This is a genomic window from Streptomyces sp. GL_140, assembly GCF_057834465.1.
The window spans coordinates 7157382-7176676 of record NZ_CM174404.1 but is presented as its reverse complement, the minus strand read 5'-3'; the positions used below and the strand labels follow the sequence as shown (position 1 = coordinate 7176676).

Annotated in this window: 15 protein-coding genes and 1 tRNA gene; 11 read left to right on the top strand and 5 right to left on the bottom strand. The window is 72.2% G+C overall.

From position 1 onward, the window contains the following. Positions 1–17 precede the first annotated feature (17 nt). From AC3IYJ_RS33385 to AC3IYJ_RS33355, 7 genes are all read left to right on the top strand, one after another. Positions 18–968 (top strand): SIS domain-containing protein, encoded by a 951-nt coding sequence (locus AC3IYJ_RS33385; protein ID WP_489398225.1) that lies wholly within the window; start codon positions 18–20, stop codon positions 966–968. Beyond that, positions 961–1935 (top strand): ROK family protein, encoded by a 975-nt coding sequence (locus AC3IYJ_RS33380; RefSeq protein ID WP_489398224.1) that lies wholly within the window; start codon positions 961–963, stop codon positions 1933–1935. Before AC3IYJ_RS33385 ends, AC3IYJ_RS33380 begins: the two co-directional genes overlap by 8 nt. Continuing rightward, entirely contained in the window at positions 1932–2864 is a 933-nt protein-coding gene (locus AC3IYJ_RS33375; RefSeq protein WP_489398223.1) for a 1-phosphofructokinase family hexose kinase, read from the top strand. The genes AC3IYJ_RS33380 and AC3IYJ_RS33375 overlap by 4 nt, the downstream gene beginning before the upstream one ends. Further along, positions 2845–3693 carry a class II fructose-bisphosphate aldolase gene (locus AC3IYJ_RS33370; protein WP_489398222.1) on the top strand — a complete coding sequence of 283 codons (849 nt, stop codon included), beginning with the start codon at positions 2845–2847 and terminating at the stop codon, positions 3691–3693. Before AC3IYJ_RS33375 ends, AC3IYJ_RS33370 begins: the two co-directional genes overlap by 20 nt. A gap of 123 nt (positions 3694–3816) precedes the next feature. Beyond that, a complete protein-coding gene (locus AC3IYJ_RS33365; protein ID WP_489398221.1) occupies positions 3817–4293 on the top strand; it encodes a YybH family protein in 477 nt (158 codons plus the stop codon). A gap of 110 nt (positions 4294–4403) precedes the next feature. Further along, positions 4404–6446, top strand: coding sequence for a hydantoinase/oxoprolinase family protein (locus tag AC3IYJ_RS33360; protein WP_489398220.1), 2043 nt, complete (start codon positions 4404–4406; stop codon positions 6444–6446). Next, positions 6443–8137, top strand: coding sequence for a hydantoinase B/oxoprolinase family protein (locus tag AC3IYJ_RS33355; RefSeq protein WP_489398219.1), 1695 nt, complete (start codon positions 6443–6445; stop codon positions 8135–8137). Before AC3IYJ_RS33360 ends, AC3IYJ_RS33355 begins: the two co-directional genes overlap by 4 nt. A 102-nt stretch (positions 8138–8239) precedes the next feature. On the opposite strand, the gene AC3IYJ_RS33350 is transcribed toward AC3IYJ_RS33355, so the two are convergent. The 4 genes from AC3IYJ_RS33350 to AC3IYJ_RS33335 are packed head-to-tail and all read right to left on the bottom strand — an operon-like array spanning position 8240 to position 13633. After that, a complete protein-coding gene (locus tag AC3IYJ_RS33350; RefSeq protein ID WP_489398218.1) occupies positions 8240–9757 on the bottom strand; it encodes a PucR family transcriptional regulator in 1518 nt (505 codons plus the stop codon). After that, positions 9754–10896 carry a DUF917 domain-containing protein gene (locus AC3IYJ_RS33345; RefSeq protein ID WP_489398217.1) on the bottom strand — a complete coding sequence of 381 codons (1143 nt, stop codon included), beginning with the start codon at positions 10894–10896 and terminating at the stop codon, positions 9754–9756. The genes AC3IYJ_RS33350 and AC3IYJ_RS33345 overlap by 4 nt, the downstream gene beginning before the upstream one ends. A gap of 16 nt (positions 10897–10912) precedes the next feature. Further along, positions 10913–12247 (bottom strand): hydantoinase/oxoprolinase family protein, encoded by a 1335-nt coding sequence (locus tag AC3IYJ_RS33340; protein ID WP_489398216.1) that lies wholly within the window; start codon positions 12245–12247, stop codon positions 10913–10915. A 36-nt stretch (positions 12248–12283) separates the two neighbouring features. Further along, entirely contained in the window at positions 12284–13633 is a 1350-nt protein-coding gene (locus AC3IYJ_RS33335; protein ID WP_489398215.1) for an MFS transporter, read from the bottom strand. A 724-nt stretch (positions 13634–14357) separates the two neighbouring features. Here AC3IYJ_RS33335 and AC3IYJ_RS33330 point away from each other — a divergent pair. Next, positions 14358–15482, top strand: a complete 1125-nt coding sequence (locus AC3IYJ_RS33330; protein ID WP_489398214.1) for a M24 family metallopeptidase — start codon at positions 14358–14360, stop codon at positions 15480–15482. Between the two features lie 543 nt (positions 15483–16025). Beyond that, complete coding sequence (locus tag AC3IYJ_RS33325; protein WP_489398213.1) at positions 16026–17492, top strand: tyrosine-type recombinase/integrase; 1467 nt, start codon at positions 16026–16028, stop codon at positions 17490–17492. Here the strand turns inward: AC3IYJ_RS33325 and AC3IYJ_RS33320 are convergent. Further along, a tRNA-Pro gene (locus AC3IYJ_RS33320) sits at positions 17455–17531 on the bottom strand. The genes AC3IYJ_RS33325 and AC3IYJ_RS33320 overlap by 38 nt on opposite strands. Positions 17532–17681: 150 nt before the next feature. On the opposite strand from AC3IYJ_RS33320, the gene AC3IYJ_RS33315 reads away from it, so the two are divergent. Both AC3IYJ_RS33315 and AC3IYJ_RS33310 read left to right on the top strand, forming a co-directional pair. Continuing rightward, a complete protein-coding gene (locus tag AC3IYJ_RS33315; RefSeq protein WP_489398212.1) occupies positions 17682–18383 on the top strand; it encodes a transketolase in 702 nt (233 codons plus the stop codon). Between the two features lie 11 nt (positions 18384–18394). After that, positions 18395–19294, top strand: a complete 900-nt coding sequence (locus AC3IYJ_RS33310) for a transketolase family protein (protein ID WP_489398211.1) — start codon at positions 18395–18397, stop codon at positions 19292–19294. Position 19295: the final 1 nt, after the last annotated feature.

Genomic DNA, 19295 nt, shown 5'->3' with positions numbered 1-19295 from the left:
TGCCCCAAGGAGTTCACATGTCCCTTCGCGACACGTCCCGGACCTCAGCCGAGATCGCTTCACAGCCGGACACATGGCGGCTGGCCGCCGAGTCCGTTCCCCGCCTGTCGCACGCACTGCCCCGCCGGGGCGAGCGCGTCGCGGTGATCGGTTGCGGCACCTCCTGGTTCATGGCACTGGCCTACGCGCAGATGCGCGAGTCCGGCGGCCACGGGCTGACGGACGCCTTCGCCGCCTCGGAGTTCCCTCTCGGCCGTGACTACGACCGGGTCCTGGCCATCACGCGGTCCGGCACGACGACCGAGGTGCTGCAGGTCCTGGACGGCATCCGGGGCACGGTTCCGACCTGCGCCATCACCGCCGATCCGGCCACACCCGTCATGGAAGCGGCCGACGCGGTCGCCGTACTGGACTTCGCGGACGAGCAGTCGGTCGTCCAGACCCGGTTCGCCACCACGGTACTGGCCCTCCTCCGCGCCCATCTGGAGGCGGAAGGCGCCCTCCCCGCCGGCATGCTCACACTCTCCCGGGCTATCGAGGACGCCGAGCGGGCGGTCACCGCGCCGCTCCATGACGCGGCCTGCGCCGCCGAGCAGATCACCTTCCTCGGCACCGGCTGGACCTACGGTCTGGCGCTGGAGGCGGCGCTCAAGATGCGGGAGGCTGCCGGTGCCTGGACGGAGGCGTACCCGGCCATGGAGTACCGGCACGGGCCCATCAGCATCACCGCCCCGGGACGGGTGGCCTGGCTCTTCGGTCCGGCTCCACAGGGGCTGGCGGAGGATGTCGCGCGCGTCGGCGGCACGTTCCTCGCCGGTTCCTCCGAACCCTCCACCGGGCTCGACCCCATGGCCGACCTCGTCCTCGCGCAGCGGCTGGCCGTGCGCTTCGCCCAGGGCCGCGGGTACGACCCCGACCGGCCCCGCAACCTCACCCGCTCCGTGATCCTCGAGGGCAGCCATGCCTGAGTTCCCTGACGACGACGGTGCTTGTGTGCTCGCGCTCGACGTCGGCGGCACCGGCATGAAGGGGGCCGTGCTGGACCGGCGCCTTCAGTCCGTGACCACGCTCCGCCGCCCGACTCCACGGCATGCGGGACCGGACGCGGTGGTCTCATCGATCACCGCGGCGCTGCGGGACCTCGCCGAGGATGCCGCCGTCCGCGGCCTGCCGGTCCGCGGAGCGGGGGTGGTCGTACCCGGCATCGTGGACGAGCAGAGGCAGCGGACGGTCCACTCCGTCAACATAGGCTGGCGCGACCTTCCGCTCGCATCCCGGCTCGAGGATGCGTGCGGGGTGCCCGTCACCCTCGGACACGACGTACGCGCGGGCGCTCTCGCGGAAAGCCGGCTCGGCGCGGCCCGTGGTGCACGGAACACCCTGTTCGTTCCCATCGGTACGGGCATCTCCGCGGCCATGGTCTGCGACGGGCGGCTCGTACGCGCCGACGGGTACGCCGGGGAACTGGGACACGTCGTCGTCGAGCCGGGCGGCAGGCAGTGCGCCTGTGGCAGTCGCGGGTGTCTGGAGACCGTGGCGTCCGCCGTGGCCATTCAGGACTCCTACGCCGCACGGTGCGGCCGATCCGTCCACGGCGCGGCCGAGGTCGCCGCACGGCTGGCGCAGGGCGACGACGATGCGCGCGTGGTCTGGGACCGCGCGGTCGCGGCACTGGGCTTCGCATTGGCCATGTCGACCACGATGCTCGCCCCCGAGATCATCGTCCTCGGCGGCGGCCTCGCCGAAGCCGGCGAGCTGCTGCTCCAGCCGCTCCGCGCCCGTCTCGACGAGGCACTCACCTTCCAGCGGCGCCCGCTGGTGGTTCGGGCGGCCCTGGGCGACAGGTCCGGATGCCTGGGTGCGGGGCTGTCCGCCTGGGGGGCCGCGACCGGCCATCCGTCAGAACCCGAGGACGACGAGGCTCGGACACTGTGATCCTCACCGTCACCCTGAATGCCGCCCTCGACGTCACGTACGAGGTCGCCGCCTTGGAGCCGCACGGCTCGCACCGCGTCATCGCCTCCCACGCACGCGCCGGAGGCAAGGGAATCAATGTCGCCCGGGTCCTGTCCGCGCTGGGCCGGGACTCACAAGTGACCGGCCTCGTCGGCGGTCCGACGGGCGCACTCGTGCGCGAGGACCTGCACACCGCCGGGCTCCGCGACGAACTCGTCGAAACGGCCGGTGACTCGCGTCGCACCCTCACTGTCGTCAGCCAAGAGGACGGCGACGCAACGGTGTTCAACGAGTCCGGCCCGCAGGTTGCCGCCCCCACGTGGACCGACTTCACCGAGCGGTTCGCCCAACTCGTCCGTTCCGCGCAGGTGGTCGTGCTCTCCGGCAGCCTGCCGCCCGGGCTCCCGTCCGACGCGTACGCGCATCTCATCCGGACGTCCGCGCAGTCGGGCGTACCCACGGTCCTCGATACCAGCGGCCCGGCCCTCCTGGACGCCCTGGCCGCCGGACCGGACGTCATCAAGCCCAACGCGGCAGAACTGGCCGAGGTCACCGGCCACGACGACGTCCTCGTCGCTGCCTCCAGGCTGCGGGCGTACGGGGCCGGAGCCGTCGTGGCGTCCGCCGGGCCCGACGGTCTGTACGCCGTAGCCCCCCGGGGAGTCTGGCGCGCCACTCCCCCGCAACGGCTGTCCGGCAACCCCACCGGTGCCGGCGACGCCTGCGTGGCCGCGATCGCCGCCGGTCTCGCCGACGGCCTTCCTTGGCCTCAGCTACTGCGCGAGGCCGTCGCCCTCTCGGCCTCGGCCGTGCCCTGTCCCGTAGCCGGTGAGGTCGACGCAGACCTCTACCGCCGCATCCGCACCACATCAACGGTGGAGGAAATCCATGCCCCTCACGGCCACTGACGCCATCGTCCGCCCCGCCCGCGCGGCGGGCACGGGCGTCGGCGCGTTCAACGTCGTCCAGATCGAGCACGCCGAGGCCATCGTCGCCGGAGCGGAGACCGCCGGACTGCCCGTCATCCTTCAGATCAGTGAGAACACCGCTCGCTACCACGGCTCCCTCGCCGTCATCGGCAGTGCGGCTCTCGCGGTCGCCCGAGCGGCCCGGGTCCCCGTAGCCGTCCACCTGGACCACGCCGAGTCCGCCTCCCTGGTCCACGAAGCAGTCGAACTCGGCTTCACCTCCGTGATGTTCGACGCCTCCACCACCCCGTACGAGGAGAACCTGGCGGCGACCCGTGACATCACGGACCATTGCCGCCACGCGGGCGTGTGGGTGGAGGCCGAGCTGGGCGAGGTGGGCGGCAAGGACGGGGCCCACGCCCCCGGCGTCCGCACCGACCCGTACGAGGCCCGGGCCTTCGTCGAGGCCACGACCGTCGACGGCCTGGCCGTGGCGGTGGGCAGTTCGCACGCCATGCGCACCCGCGACGCGGACCTCGACTTCGCCCTCATCCGCCGCCTGCGCAATGCGGTCGACGTACCGCTCGTCCTGCACGGCTCCTCCGGTGTCGGGGACGCGGACCTCGCCAGGGCGGTCGAGGCCGGCATGACCAAGGTGAACATCTCCACCCACCTCAACTCGATCTTCACCCGGTCCGTCCGAGAGCACCTGCACACGCATCCCGAGGCCGTGGATCCCCGCAAGTACCTCGGCCGTGCGCGGGACGCCGTCACGGCCGAGGTGGCACGCCTCCTGCCGCTCCTCGCGAGAACCGACGTCGCCCCATGAGGGGAGACAGATCCGGACCCGGCACGGACCGAGCAACCCGGCCCGGGTGTGTAGGTTGGCTGCCCGTCGCCGTCCCGCTCGGAGGCGCGAACTCTCTCCCCCACCGCCACAGGAGGCCCCGCCATGCCCGCATTCCCTTCTTCCCCCGCCGGCGCCCGCCCCGGCGCGGCCCCTGAGACGGCAGCCGCTGTCTGGCAGGTGATCACCACCATGTACGAGGCCTACTCGGCCGGGGACCGAGCGCGGATCGACGCCTGTCTGGACCCGGAGGCGACCGTGTGGGATTCCGCGACTGCCGGGCTGCTCTTCGGGAAGCCGGACCTGGACCGGGTGCGCGAGGAGCGCCCGGCCGGTGGCGAGGGGCCGGTGGAGACCGGGCTGGAGCCGTACGGGCAGGTCGTCGACGTCTTCGGTGACATCGCGGTGCTGCGTTTCTGGCTGCGGGTGGACTTCGCGCCCGACCCCTCGGCCGGTGAGGTGCGCCCCGAGCTGGTCCGCAACACCGCGGTCCTGCGGCAGGGCCTCGACGCGGGGTGGCGCATCGTCCACCTGCACGAGGACGTGCAGCAAGCGGGCGGAGTCCCCGTCGCCGACCACTGAACCGGGCACGGCGCACTGTGGCGGCCCGCCACCCGTGCGCCGCGCACAGCCCTCCCGGGGAGCCCCCGGCTAGCGTCCTCGGCGATCCCCTGAGGAAGCCGGGAGGCGCAATGACATACCGGGTGGCCATGGACATCGGTGGAACCTTCACCGACGTCGTCGCCTATGACGAACACAGCGGTACCTACTTCGCGGCCAAGGCGCCCACGACGCCGGGCGACCTGGCCGAGGGAGTCTTCGCCTCGCTGGGCCGGGCGGTGGACTCGCCCGGCGACATCTCCTTCTTCGTGCACGGCACCACGCAGGGCCTGAACGCCCTGCTGGAGCGCAAGGGCGCTCGCGTCCTGCTGCTCACGTCAGCCGGGATGCGGGACATTTACCACATCGCCCGCGGCAACCGGGACCGGATGTTCGACCTGCACTACCGCAAGCCGAAGCCACTGGTCGAGCGCCTCGACACGATGGAGGCCGCCGGCCGCTTCGACTGGCGCGGCACCGAGCTCGCGCCCCTCGACGAGGACGCCGTACGGGCCGCCGCCCGACGCGCGAAGGACGAGGGCTTCGACGCCGTCGCCGTCTCGTTCCTCTTCTCGTACGTGAACCCGGACCACGAGCTGCTGGCCGGGAAAATCCTGGAGCAGGAGCTCGGCGAGGACGTCGTCGTGGTGCTCTCGCACCAGGTGGCAGGCGAGTGGCGCGAGTACGAGCGGACGTCCTCGGCCGTCCTGGAGGCGTACACGGGCCCCGTGGTACGCCGCTATCTGGGCCGGATCGAGGAGCGGTTCGCGGAGCACGGCCTGACCGTCCCGGTCCAGGTGATGCAGTCCTCCGGCGGCATCGTGAACGCCGCCTACGCCCGCCGCCACCCCCTGCAGACCCTGCTGTCCGGGCCGGTCGGCGGCACCATGGGCGGCGCGGCGGCCGTGGACCTGCTGGGTCGGCGCAACGCGATCTGCGTGGACATGGGCGGCACCTCCTTCGATGTGTCGCTGGTCCTCGACGGCCGCCCCGACGTCTCCAACGAGGGCTCGGCTGACGGCTTCCCGGTCCTGATGCCACTGGTCAACCTGCAGACCATCGGCGCCGGCGGCGGCTCCCTCGCCTATGCCGAGGCCGGTGGCCTGCGCGTGGGCCCGGAATCCGCCGGAGCCGTCCCCGGCCCGGCCTGCTACGGCCGCGGCGGTACGCAGGCCACCGTCACCGACGCCAACGCGGCGCTCGGACGCGTCGACCCGGACTGGTTCGCCGGCGGCCACATGACGCTCGACGTGGCCGCGGCACAGCAGGCCGTCGCCGCACTCGCCGATGAGCTCGGTCTGGAGCCGCTGGAGCTGGCGAGCGGGATCTGCGACGTTGCCAACGCCAAGATGGCCCAGGCGATCCGTACACTCACCGTCGAACATGGCCTGGAGCCCCGCGAGTTCGTCCTGCTGGCGTTCGGCGGCGCGGGCCCGATGCACGCGGTGGAGATTGCCCGCGAGCTCGGCATCGGCGAGGTCGTCGTACCGCGTTTCCCCGGCGCGTTCTCCGCCTGGGGCATGCTCGGCACCGAGGTCCGCCGCGACCTCTCCCGCCAGTTCTTCACCCTGGCCGCCGACTTGGACGGGGCGGCCATGGCGCGGGCGCTGGTCGGCCAGGAGGCCGAAGCCCTGGCCGAACTCGCCCACCAGGGCGTCCCCGCAGAGCGACAGCGGGTCGAACACGTCGTCGAAATGCGGTACGAGGGCCAGGACTACACCCTCGCCGTGCCGCTGCTCTCCGCCACCGAACCGGCCGACGAGGGCTTCCTCGCCGCGGCCGCCCAGCGCTTCGCCGGCCTCCACGAACGCCGCTACGGGCACGCCACGCCCGAGGCACCCGTCGAGTTCGTCACCCTGCGCAGCACCGCCCTCGGCGCGCTGCCCGAGACCGTACCGGTGCCGTACGCCGCCGACGAGTCCGCCTCCGACACCGTCCGGCAGAGGCCGGTCGTATTCGGCGACCGCTCGTACGACACCACCGTTCTGCGCCGCGAGCGGCTCGCGCCCGGGCAGCGCATCGACGGTCCCGCGGTCATCGTGGAGGCCACCTCCACCACCGTCGTCCCCCCGGACTCGTCGGTCACCGTCGACGAGAACGGCTTCCTCGTCATCAAGGTTGGAGCCACGGCATGACCGACACCGGCAACCGGGTCGTCGACCCGGTAACCACAGAGATCATCCGCTGCGCGCTCATGCAGGCCGCGGAGGACATGAACACCACCCTCATCCGGTCGTCCTACACGCCCACCATCTACGAGGCGAAGGACTGCGCGGTCGCCCTCCTCGACCGGGACCACAACGTGCTCGGCCAGTCCTCGGGGCTGCCGATCTTCCTGGGCAACCTGGAGGTGTGCACCCGGGCGACCGAGGAGACGTACGGCTCGGACGTCTGGCAGCCCGGCGACGTATGGGTCCTCAACGACTCCTACATCGGCGGCACCCACCTCAACGACGTCACCGTCTATGCGCCGATCTTCACCGAGGACACCGCCGACGGCGAGCTGATCGGCTTCGCCGCCTCCCGTGCGCACTGGATCGACATGGGCTCCAAGGACCCCGGCGGTTCGATGGACTCCACCTCGATCTACCAGGAGGGCCTGCGGATGGGCCCGTTGAAGATCTACGAGGGCGGCGAGCCCTGTGAGCAGGCGCACTCGTTGATCGCCCGCAACGTCCGCTTCCCGCAGCCCACCCTCGGGGACATGCGCGCCCAGGTGGCCTGCGCCCGTACCGGTGCGAGGCGGTTCGCCGAGATCGTCCGCCGCTGGGGCCTGCCGACCGTCCTCGCCGCGCGGGACGCCATCTTCGCGCAGACCGAACGGCTGGAGCGGGAGCAGATCGCCGCCATTCCCGACGGCGTCTACGAGGCGACGGGCTACCTGGACAACGACGGCATCGACCTGCGTACGCCGCTCCACGTCACCGTGCGCGTCGCGATCGACGGCGACCGGATGACCATGGACGTCACGGACTGCGCCGACCAGGCCACCGGCCCCGTCAACTGCGGTGCGGCGCAGACCGTCGCCGCCTGCCGGGTCGGATACAAGCTGCTGGTCAGCGGCGACGTCCCGCTCAACGGCGGTTCCTTCCGGCCGCTGAAGGTGGTCACCCGGCCGGGCACCATGCTCGCCGCCGTCGAGCCGGCGGCGTGCCAGTACTACTACTCCCACCTCGGGCTGGTCATCGACCTGGTGGTCAAGGCACTGGCGCCCGCGGTGCCCGCGCGAGCGGCTGCCGCAAGCTACGGCGACTCGATGATCGTGCAGTTCACCGGGACCGACCCGCGCAACGGCAGGCTTTTCGTCTCCCAGGAGGCGACGGTCGGCGGCTGGGGCGCCTGGCAGACCGACGACGGCGAGTCCTGCCTGATCAACAACGTCAACGGCTCCCTGCGGGACATGCCCGTCGAGGTGCTGGAAACGCTGTTCCCCGTACAGGTCACCGAGTACGCGATCCGTACCGACTCCGGCGGAGCGGGCCGCACCCGCGGCGGCAACGGCGTGGTACGCCAGTACACGTTCGAGGCCGACCAGGATCTGTCCCTGTGGTGGGAGCGTTCCGTGACCCCCGCGTGGGGCGTCTTCGGCGGCGGCACCGGCGCGGCGCCCCGCGTGGTCCTCAACCCCGGCCGGGACGGCGAGCGCGAACTGCTCAAGGTGAACGCGCTGGCCGTTCGCCGGGGCGACGTACTGCGCTGCGAGAGCGGTGGTGGCGGCGGCTTCGGTCCCGTCGCGGAGCGCCCCGCCGAGGCGGTACGGGAAGACCTCCGCCAAGGCCTGCTGAGCCGTGGGCGGGCGGCGTCCGCCTACGGCGTCGAGGCCTGACGCCCACCGCTCCAGCTCCACCTCGAACCGGGCCCGGTTGCCGAATCCCCCTCGGCGACCGGGCCCTTCTCACGTGGCGGCGCGTCCATCACCGCTTCCCGCTCAGGACTCGGCCAGCAGGACCCGGCAGGCCAGGTGAAGGGGAAGGCGCTGAGCAGGGTCCTCGGGGTCGAAGCCCAGCGAGCGGATGCGCTCCATGCGTGCCGCGACCGTGTTCCGGTGGACGCCGAGGATCTCCGCCGCCGCCGAGGGGGCGGCGCCCTGGTCCAGGACGACCGCCAGCGTGCGCAGCAGCGTTCCGTCCCGGTCCGCGGCGAGCAGCGGGGCCAGCACGACCTCGGCCGGACGCCGAAGCGCCTCCGTGGGCAACGCCGACAGCAGTTGGGCGGGACCCATCCGGTCGGCGCGGACCACCGACCCGGGTACCGCGGCAACCGCCGCGGCGGCCCTGGCGTCGGCGAGCGCCACTCCCAGTGTGCCGGTGCCCTCGGCCGGACCGGCCACTCCCCCGGCGACCGGCAGATGGTCCCCGATCGCTCGGACTGCCGTACGCAGTTGTGCCTCGCCCTGCCGCAGCCACACTTCCGGGTCGGTGGCTGCCGGACTGCCAGCCACCGCGGAACGCCACGACACCCAGCAGTCCTCGTACGCGATGAGCGGTCCGCCGATGCCGTACCTGGCCCAGAGCGCGCGCAGCGCGGGTCCGGGTGCCGGCCCGGAGTCGGCCTCCGCGACGGCGTCCGGTCGCAGGGCGAAAGCGATCAGCGGCCCGGCCAGCGGCCAGCCGAGCGCCGCGGCCTCGGCCCGGACGTGGACACGGGCCGGTTCGTCCTCCTCCTCGGAGGGATGCGTCAGCTGGTGCAACAGCAACTCGCTGCGGCGGTCCAGCTGTTCCTCCGCGAGGCGGCGGGTGGCGGCCCATGCCGTCAGCGGGGGTACCGCCAGCCGCAGCACCGCTTCGACCGTCGTCGCCCAACCCGCCTCCTTGGAGCGGGAGTCGGCCACGAGAGCCGCCAGCGGGTGCCCGTCGGGCCCCGGCACGTCCAGCCGCACGGGGTGCGCGGAGTCGAGTGCGGCCCGCCGCCCGGCCAGCATTCCGCCCACCGGATCGGTGAGGGCCAGGGCTGTCGAGGGCAGCGCCGCGTGCAGCGCCGCCAGTACGCGCTCGACGTGCGGCCCCGCGGCGGCGAGGCGCTGGGCGGCGTCGGCCAGCAGCGCGGTCCGGCCGGCGTCCGGCCTGGACACGGCGGAAGCGATCCGTACGGCGCCCTCCAGGGCGTCCCCGCCGATCAACAGCAGCGGGACGCCGAGGCGGTCCGCGAGCGCGCCCGGCAGATGCGCGGCCACCGCCGTCTCGGGTACGACCACGCAGGCGGCCGCCTGCTCCCAGGCCTTGCGCAGGGCCATCTCCACGATCCATCCCGACCGGGCGAGCGCCTCGGTGAGGACGACGGCGGTGTGCGGACGCAGGTCGTCGAGGGCTTCGCGCCGGTCCACGATGCGCACGTCCAGGACCTGGGCGTCGCGCCCCGCTGTGCCGAGTATCCGCACTCCGGGCAGCGGGCCGTACTGCACCAGCTCCGCGACGGTCATGGGTGCGGGCAGGTCGGGACGTCTCACCACCGGGTCTCCTCGGGTCGTTCCGCGTCCGGGTGTCTCGCCTGCCGCGCATCCGGGTCCAGGTCCGGGTCCGGGTCCAGCAGGATGAGCCCGCCGGCGGCCGCCAAGCGGCGGCCTTGCGGGGTGTGCCAGGCGGGTGCGGCGGGGATCACGACGATCTCCACCTCGATGCCGGGCATGGCACGTTCGACGTCGAGCACCCGCTGGTCGGCTGCCGACAGCATCAGGATCTGGTCCGGCGCTGCCGCAGCCGGCGCGCCGTCGGCGAGGACCAGCAGCACCTCGTTGTGTGCTTCCAGGCGGAACCGTCTGTGCAGGCCCTCGGTCTCGGAGACGACCACACTGGTCGGCCGCGACGGCAGCGCCGCGCCACCGGCCGCGTCCGGTCCCGGGCTCGCGGAATGCTCCACGGCGCTGATCCGCCCGATGCCCAGTCGACGGGGACGCGGCTCCCACAGCGCGAAGGGGTCGCCGTGCGTCGGGCGCCCCGCCGCCAGGGCCCGGCTCACGGTGCCGGGAACCACGGCTGCCGCCAGCCGTTCGCCGTCCACGGCGTAGCAAGCGGCGACCGCCCAGCCCCCGGCCGCGAGGACCAGCGGCCGTACGAGCTCCTCCACGCCGCTGCCGGCCGCGTCCACGACGACCACGTCCCCGGCGGGCGTGGCCAGGGCGACCGGGGCGACATCGATCCCGGCGATGGTGAACGTGGTCTGTTCCAGCAGGGGGAGCACTCGTCCGCAGCCGTCTCCGTCCACCAGCGGCAGCCCGCAGGAGGCCGCCGTGACGACTGCGAGCAGGGCGTTCTCGGCCGCGGTGTTGAGCGGCACCACGGCGTCCGCCGCCCTGCCCAGGCGGCGCTCCAGGGCCCGGACCGCCAGGCGCGGCTCCTCGCCCGTGGGCAGCTGCTCGGCGAGCGCGGCCGAGGAGCCGAGCAGGCTGACCGTGACGCACATCCGCCCGGATCCCAGGTCGCCGGGGCGGATCAGCGGCACGGGCCCGTGCTCCGCGACGACCGCTCGTGCCCAGTCGAGGCTCGCCCGGTACGAGGAGTGCTCGGAGCCCGCCGCGAGCAGCAGCGCCCCCTTGGCGAGCTCCTCCAGCCGTGCGGCGTCCAGCACGGTCTCCTCCCCGGGCGTCATGTGCGGCGGCTACGGGTCATGACGGGATCCCCGAGGGGGATCCGACGGCGCGGACGCGGAGGCGGTGGACGCCCTCGGGCAGGTACGACACGGGGGTGTGGGCGGCGAACGCGACGCGGGCGGTGGCCGGGGCGGCGCCGGCGGCGACGACCCGGGCCAGGGCCTGGTCACGGGCGAGCCCGAGGAGCTTGTCGAGTTCGCCGCGGACCCCGGCCACGGCGACCTGATCGATTTCGGCGACGATTTCGGAGCGGGCGGCTCCGTAGGCCGCGGCGGCGATGGAGGCCGCTGGATCCTGGGCGCGGACGGGCACCAGCGCGCAGTCTCCGCCCGCCGCGAGGAGCACCCCGCCGGGGGTCCGTCGACGGACCCTGTCCACCAGGTCGGCGACCTGCTCGGCGCCGGTCCGGACGAGGTCGGCGCGGGGCAGGACGTCGGTGCGGATCCGGGCCAGGTCCAAGTCGACGCCGCCGAGCCCGGGGCCGACGTCGGAGCTTTCGACTTCGCCGTCGGTGACGCTCGCGCACCGGAATTCCGCGGCCCCGGCGTCGACGACCACGGCGCGGTCCGCCCCGGCCGCGAGCGCGGCGCCCCGTACGGCGCTCGCCGTGGTGGAGGCGATGGCGAGGACCGGGTAGTGGCGGAAGTACGCGGCGGAAATCAGTCCGCCGGTGTTGCGGGCCAGGAACAGCGGCGCCCGGAGACCGCCGACGCGCAGCGCGCGTTCAGCCGTATCGCTCACTCGTGCCGCCCACGGCCGTAGGGCGGCGTTGAGGACGGCGGTGTTCTCGCGCTCCCGCAGCCCCGACCGCCCGAGCTCGTGCGACAAGGTGATCTCCGCGCCGGGAACGGTCTCCGCGATGACCTCGGCGGCGGCGAGCTCCGGGTCGGGGCGGGTCAGCGCACCGGCCGCCGCGATCGAGAACGCGGTGATGCCGTCGTCGGCGGCCCGCCGCGCGAAGTCCGCGACCGCTGCCCGGTCGAGCGGGGCCAGTTGCCTCCCGGTGAGCGCGGATCCGCCGGGGACGACCGCGTGGAGCGGCCCCACCTCGCGGGCGGCCTGAGGAGGCCAGCCCGCGAGCGGCCCGAGGGACGGATGGCTGGGCGGGGCGATCCGCAATGCGGCTACTGGTCGCAGCCTCGACGGACGGCGCTCCAGGTCCGTGGTGAGGCCGACCGCGTCCACCTCACCGGTCTCAGCCGGGGGCAGCGCGGCGAGCACCGCGCGCAGACACTCGCCGAGGCCGGGAACACTGTCCACCACCACGCGCGCCACCGTCTGACCATCCGGCCCGACCAGCAAGGCGACGGTGGTGACGCGCCCCACGTCCACGCCCAGCCTCACCCGCATCACCCTGTCACCATCTGCCCCTATATATCACTTGCATCACTCCAGATCGCGCCCCTCGGTCTCCGGCAGCGGCACGGCCACGACCAGCGCCACGACCAGGAACGCGGTGATGAACAGCACGGTGGAGGAGAACCCGGTGGCACGCGCCAGCAGGTATCCGACGGCCGAGGGCGCGACCGAGGTGGAGATCAGCTGGGCCGCGGTGGCCCAGGAGTACCCGGTGGCGCGCAGCGCGGTCGGGTAGAACTCACCGTTCCAGGTGTTCCAGACGCCCCAAGCGCCGAGGCTGAAGAACGACAGGGCGAAGTTGGCGGCGTACAGCTGGGTGAGGCTGCCGGAGTAGGCGAACAGCACGCCGCTGACCGCGGCGGCCGCCACGTACGGCAGGAAAACCTTCTTGCGGCCGAAGCGCCCGGTCAGGTACGAGGCCGAGACGTAGCCGGGGATCATGAAGAGGGCGCTCAGTGCCACGAAGCCGAGGCTGCTGGACATGCTCAGCCCCTTCTCCATCAGCAGCGTGGGCAGCCAGGTCTGCAGGCCCCAGTAGCCCCAGTTGAAGGCGAAGTTCACGATCAGCATGAGCAGGGTGATGCGCAGCAGCCGCCCCCGCAGCAGGGCGAGGGGGTTGCCGGTTCGCTCGGCCTCGACCACGGCGAAGCGGACGCCCTCGGGGACTTCGACGCCGAGCTTCACGAGCACCGCCCGGGCTTCGGCGTGCCGGCCACGGGCGGCCAGCCAGTACGGGGACTCGGGCACCCAGGCCCGGATCGCGAAGACCCACAGGGCCGCCAGCGCACTGGCCACGGCCACGACGTGCCAGCCCATTCCGGACAGCACCTGGGTCACTCCCACGGCGGCGAGCACGCCGATGGGCCAGCCGATCGACAGGTAGACGGCTGCCCTGCCGCGCAGCCCGACCGGGAGCAGTTCGAGGAAGTAGGGGAAGGTGACCGTGTAGATGCCGGCCAGGGCCATCCCCGAGAGCACTCGGGTGGCCATCAGCGTGGTGAAGTTCGGCGAGAAAGCGCTGCCCAGCGCCACGGCACCGTAGGAACCGAGGCTCCACAGGCACACGGCGCGGCGCCCGATCCGGTCGGCCACGGGCCCCCAGACGAGCGCGCCGGGGATCATGCCGAGGGCCACGGCCGACAGCACCCACCCGATCCGTCCGGCGTCCAGGGCGAAGGCGTCGCCCAGGTCGCCGGAGACGTAAACGAGGGCGAGCTGCTCCCACGATTCGATGACGAAGGCCATGAACAGCGCGAGGGCGATCAACACGTGGGCCCTGCCGAACGGCATGCGTTCGAAGTAGGCACCCACAGGCTGCGGACCGCCGGCCCCGTCCGGGACTCCGGCGGTTCCGGACTGTACTGAGACTGCGCTCATCGGCTGCCCTCCTGGCACTGGTACCGAGACGCACACCATCGGGTTCGGTGTGAATGCGAGGCACCATAAACAGGCCACCACGGCCGGAACCATGCTGCGAGCACAGTCGTCCGGGCGGCAGGTGTGCCCCGCGCACAGACGCCCCTGCCGCCACTCTTGCGCCCACCCGCCCCCTGCGCCCGCCCTCAGCCGCACGGACGGCTCGGACGCGCCGCTGCTGCAAACGCCCCGAGCGCATGCGCTGCGCCTTGTCCGACCGCCCGGCCAGTGCACCGTGCACAGCCCCGTCCACCGGCGCGCGCGTAGCGTTCTTGCCATCCGGATCGCGCCGGCGGCAGCGCTGTAACGGCCCCAGCTGTAACGGCCCCTAAGGAGACGCCGGCGTCGAGGCCTCGGTCCCGAGTCACACCTCGCACAATGCCCGGCCGACCTGCATGTTCGGCCCGGCCTCACCGCGATGCGCCCCAGCGACAGCTGTCCCGTGCAGCGTCGACCGCGGCAGAAGGGAATTCTCACCCACATGAGCTCTACAAGTGGAAATATCCGCATTCTATGGACTGGTCCTGCCTACGACACTCCTGTCAGGGAGCTCACGGCGGTGCTTGCCGAGTCAGTGCGCCCGACCACCCGCGTTGAGGCCCTGATGAGCCCGGACCTGCCCTTTCCGAGCTTGGAGCACGAGACCATCCTGCCCACCGCTGGGGTCCGCTAGATGTCCGGGCGGATGTCACACAATCCGAACTTGTACCCCGCGGACCGCGTCGAGCGAGCCCGGCGGGGCGCGGTCCAGGCGGGTTTGGACGCGCTGCTGATCTCGCCCGGAGCGGATCTCCGCTATCTGACCGGCTATGCCGCGCACCCGCTGGAACGGCTCACCTGCCTGGTCGTCCCGGCGCAGGGGGATCCGTTCTTGGTGGTACCGCTGCTGGAGAAGCCGCTGGCCGAGACCTCGCCGGCCGCCGGGCTCGGAATCGAGATCGTCGGCTGGGCCGAGACCGAGGACCCCTATGCGCTGATCGCCAAGCGGCTGGGCGGCAACCTGCGCCGCGTCGGCCTGGACAAGCAGATGTGGGCCGAGCAGGTGCTCGCCTTCCAGAGGTCGCTGCCGGGTGGAGCCGAACTCGCCCTCGCCGGGGGTGTGCTGGGCGAGCTGCGCATGCGGAAGTCCACGGCCGAGGTGGAGGCGCTGCGGAGGGCGGGGGCGGCGATAGACAAGGTCCACTCCTCGATGGGCGAGTGGCTGCGGGTGGGCCGCACCGAGCGTGAGGTCGCGCGGGACATCGCGGACGCGATCCTCGCCGAGCACGCGACCGTCGACTTCGTGATCGTGGCCGCGGGACCCAACGGCGCCAGCCCGCACCATGAGACCTCCGACCGCGTGATCGGGGCGGGCGAACCGGTGGTCGTCGACATCGGCGGGACCACGGAGGACGGCTACTGTTCGGACTCCACTCGCAACTACTGCGTGGGCGGCGAGCCGGAAACGGGCTACCAGGAACTGTTCGAAGTGCTGCTGGCAGCGCAACGGGCGCAGTGCGAGGCCGTGGGCCCCGGGATCACCTCCGAGCGACTCGATGCCGTGGGGCGAAAGGTCATCACCGACGCCGGCTACGGCGAGTACTTCGTGCACCGGACCGGACACGGGATCGGGCTGGAGACTCACGAGGAGCCGTACATCGTCGCGGGGTCGGCGCAAGTGCTGGAGCCTGGCATGGCGTTCTCGATCGAGCCGGGGATCTATGTACCGGGACGGTACGGCGCAAGGATCGAGGACATCGTGGTGTGCAGCGAAGGAACAGGCGCGGAGCGACTCAATAGGACACCCCGGGAACTCGGCCTGCTGGGATGAAGCGCCGGCCTGAGGGGAGGCCGCATCCTGCGGATGACGTCAGGTCGCGCCGTCTTGGGGGAACACACCCGCCTGGAGCGGATGGGGGGCCATGCCCTCTCTGCCCGACTGCCCGAGCGGCTGCCGCCGCTTGGGCAGCGTACTCCCGCTCCACCCCGGCCCACATGGCCCCGGCGGCAAGCCGGGGCCACCAGCGCTGGCCCCCTTGACCCTCGCTGCTCCCTATCACTCCCAGAACCCACCCGATCCCCACCGCCCCGGGCACCGCACACACCAAGATCCGGACCATTCCCGGACCAACTCCCTCCAAGGAACCCTACTGAACGACGTTTCCCCAGTTCAGTGGAGGTGCAGCTGCTGTACCGCCAGCAGACGAAGAATCTGCTGGGTGCCCATCGCTGGTAGCAGCGTTGCCCGAGCCGCCGCCCTTGGCGCGCTGACAAGGGAAACCTGCAGGTCACGCCGACGTCGTGGGCGGGGTGATCGCCCGTGGTCGCATGCTGAGAGGGTCAGCACGACCTCCGCCTCTTGGAGGCGATCTCTATGCCTACCACCGTCGGCCGCGGACGTGTCTACCGCCGCTGCGGCTGCAGGGACCCCCACCGCCACCAGCTCGGCGCACGCTGCCCTTGCCTGCTCACCGACAGTGAGCACGGCACCTGGACCTTCGCCGTCGACGTCCCCAGCCCAGCCCGTCGGCGGACGACGATCCGCCGGGGCGGCTTCGTCGACCACGATGCCGCTGAGACTGCGCTCCACCAGTTCCTCGAAGGGGAGGCCGGCGGGTTCGACGCGGACCCCAACCAGACCGTCGCCGACTACCTCGGCTCATGGCTGGCGGCAAAGGCCCTCGTGCTGAAGCCGACCACGATGGCCCGGTACCGCGACTACGTCCGCAACGACCTCATCCCCGCGTTCGGCACCCTCAAGCTCGACCACCTCGCCCACCGGCACGTCTCGGCCTTCGTCACCGGTCAGCTCGCTGCCGGCCGCGGCAAGACCACCCTCTACCGGTGCCTGGCCACCCTCTCCAGCGCCCTCGGCGACGCGGTCCGCCAGCACCGCCTCCCACGCAACCCCGCCAGTCCCCCAGCCCTACGGCGACCACCGTCGCCGGAACGGAGGATCTGGACGGCGGAGGAAGCCGGCTGCTTCCTCCTGTACTGCCACCAGGCCGACCCCGAGATGGCCGACCTGTTCGAGTTCCTCATCGGCACCGGCCTACGCAAGAGGGAAGCCCTGGGCCTCCACTGGGACGACGTCCACCTGACGGAAGGCGTCCTCTACGTCCGCTGCACCCTCTCCGCCATCGACAACAACCACCTCGTCATCACCACGCCGAAGACCCGATCCAGCTGCGGCTGGGTCGCCATCTCACCCCGCGTCGCCACCGCCCTCCGGCACCGTGCACAAACAACGCCCTGCACACACAGCGATCCTGACGACCCGTTCGCCGGACTCGTCTTCTGCCAACCCGACGGCAGACCGCTCGGACCACACCACGTTCTCGACCGGCTTCGCCAGCTCTCCGTCGAAGCCGGCGTTCCAAGGATCACGGTCCACGACCTGCGCCACCTGGCAGCCACCATCACCATCACCGCCGGCGTGCCGCTCACCGTGGTCTCCAAGACCCTGCGGCACTCCACCCTGTCGACCACCGCCAACATCTACAGCCACCTCACCCAACAGGCAGCACGAGAAGCCGTCGACACCATCGACCACACGCTCACGGGAGCCGAGAAGGCCAGCCACCAAACGGGCCGTACGACATGGCTGCGACCACCACGCGACCACATCCACCGGCTCCGCGAGGCTGTCCGCCGGCTCCGCTCCCCCGCGCCGCCGGCCTTCAGCGCTGCGGCCGACCGGCCACAGACCGGACGTGCGACCACACTGCGACCACCATGGCCCCGGACACACGAAAGGCCGCCCTCTCATAAGCGAGAGAACGGCCTCCGACCTGCTAAAAGCATGGTCGGGACGACAGGATTTGAACCTGCGACCCCTTGACCCCCAGTCAAGTGCGCTACCAAGCTGCGCCACGTCCCGATGCCCGCTGACCTGGGGTTTCCCCTAGTTGAACGCGCAGGAGAACGATACCGCACTTCGCGGGGTGGTCGCGCGCACGTTTCGCCGCCGCGCCGGAGGCCGTGAGCGGGGGCTTGACCTCAAGCATGCTTGAGGTAGAACGATCGGTCCATGACACAGGCAACCGCGGACACCGGGTTCCGCTACGAGGACCTCCGACCGCTCATCACGCTCATGACCGGCGCCGAGAAGCACGGTCCCGCCGCCTCGTCCACCCTCGACGCACTGTGGGTGCTCTACGACCGGGTGCTCCGGGTGGGGCCCGCGAGCGTCGAGGACCCCGGGCGGGACCGGTTCCTGCTCTCCAAGGGGCACGGGCCGATGGCCTACTACGCCGTCCTCGCCGCCAAGGGGTTCATCCCCGTCGATTGGCTGAGCGGCTTCGGTGGCTACGACTCCCCGCTCGGGCACCACCCGGACCGCACGCTGATCCCCGGGGTGGAGATCGGCAGCGGCTCGCTCGGGCACGGTCTGCCGCTCGCCGTCGGCAGCGCGCTCGGACTGCGGGCGCAGGGCCTGACCGGCCCGGCGGTCTGGGTGCTGATCGGCGACGCCGAGCTGGACGAGGGAAGCAATCACGAGGCCATCGCCTACGCCGGCCCGGCCGGGCTGGAGCGGCTGCACACGATCGTGATCGACAACGACTCCGCGACCCACGGCTGGCCCGGCGGCATCGCCTCCCGTTTCGAGGCGGCCGGCTGGTCGGCCGTCACCGTGGACGGCCGGGACCACGCGGCGCTGCACGCCGCCTTCACCGCACCGCACCCGGGCAGGCCGCACGCCGTGGTCGCCCGCGTCGAGAAGAAGCAGTAGGAGGGGAAGCAATGGACACCATGCGCGAACGGTTCATCTCGGTCACATCGCACGCACTCGACGAAGACCCCCGACTGGCACTCGTGCTCGCCGAGATCACCATGGACGCCTTCCGACCGGCCCGGGACCGGCACCCCGACCGGGTGATCAACGTAGGGATCCGCGAACAGCTGCTGATCGGCGTCGGCGGTGGACTCGCGCTCACGGGCCTGCGGCCCGTGGTGCACACCTTCGCAAGCTTCCTCGTGGAACGTCCGTTCGAACAGCTCAAACTCGACTTCGGACACCAGGGCACGGGCGGGGTCCTGGTCAGCGCGAACGCCAGCCACGACTGGCCGGCCGGCGGCTTCACCCACATGGCACCGGGCGACGTGGCCCTGCTGGACACCCTGGACGGCTGGACCGTCCACATCCCTGGCCACCCCGACGAGGCCGAGGCGCTGCTGCGCCACGCGTACGCGGCCGGGGACGACAAGGTGTACGTCCGGCTCTCCGCGCAATCGAACGCCTCGGCCCGCCCCGTCACGGGCCTGGGCTTCCAGACCGTACGGGAGGGACGCACGGGTGTCGTGGTCGCCGTCGGGCCGCTACTCGACAACGTCCTCGCCGCGACCGAGGGCACGGACGCGACCGTCCTGTACGCGCCGACCGTACGGCCCTTCGACGACGCGGCGCTCCGCGTCGCCGTCGGGCGCGCCGGGACCGACGTGGTCCTGGTCGAGCCGTACCTGGCGGGCACCTCGACGGCGGCCGCCAACGAGGCGCTGGCGGAGGTCCCCCACCGGGTTCTCGGCCTGGGCGTCGCCCGCGCCGAGCTGCGCCGCTACGGCACGATGGACGAGCACACGGCCGCCCACGGCCTCGATCCGGCCTCACTGCGCGCACGGATCTCCGCCTTCACCCGTGCGTGAG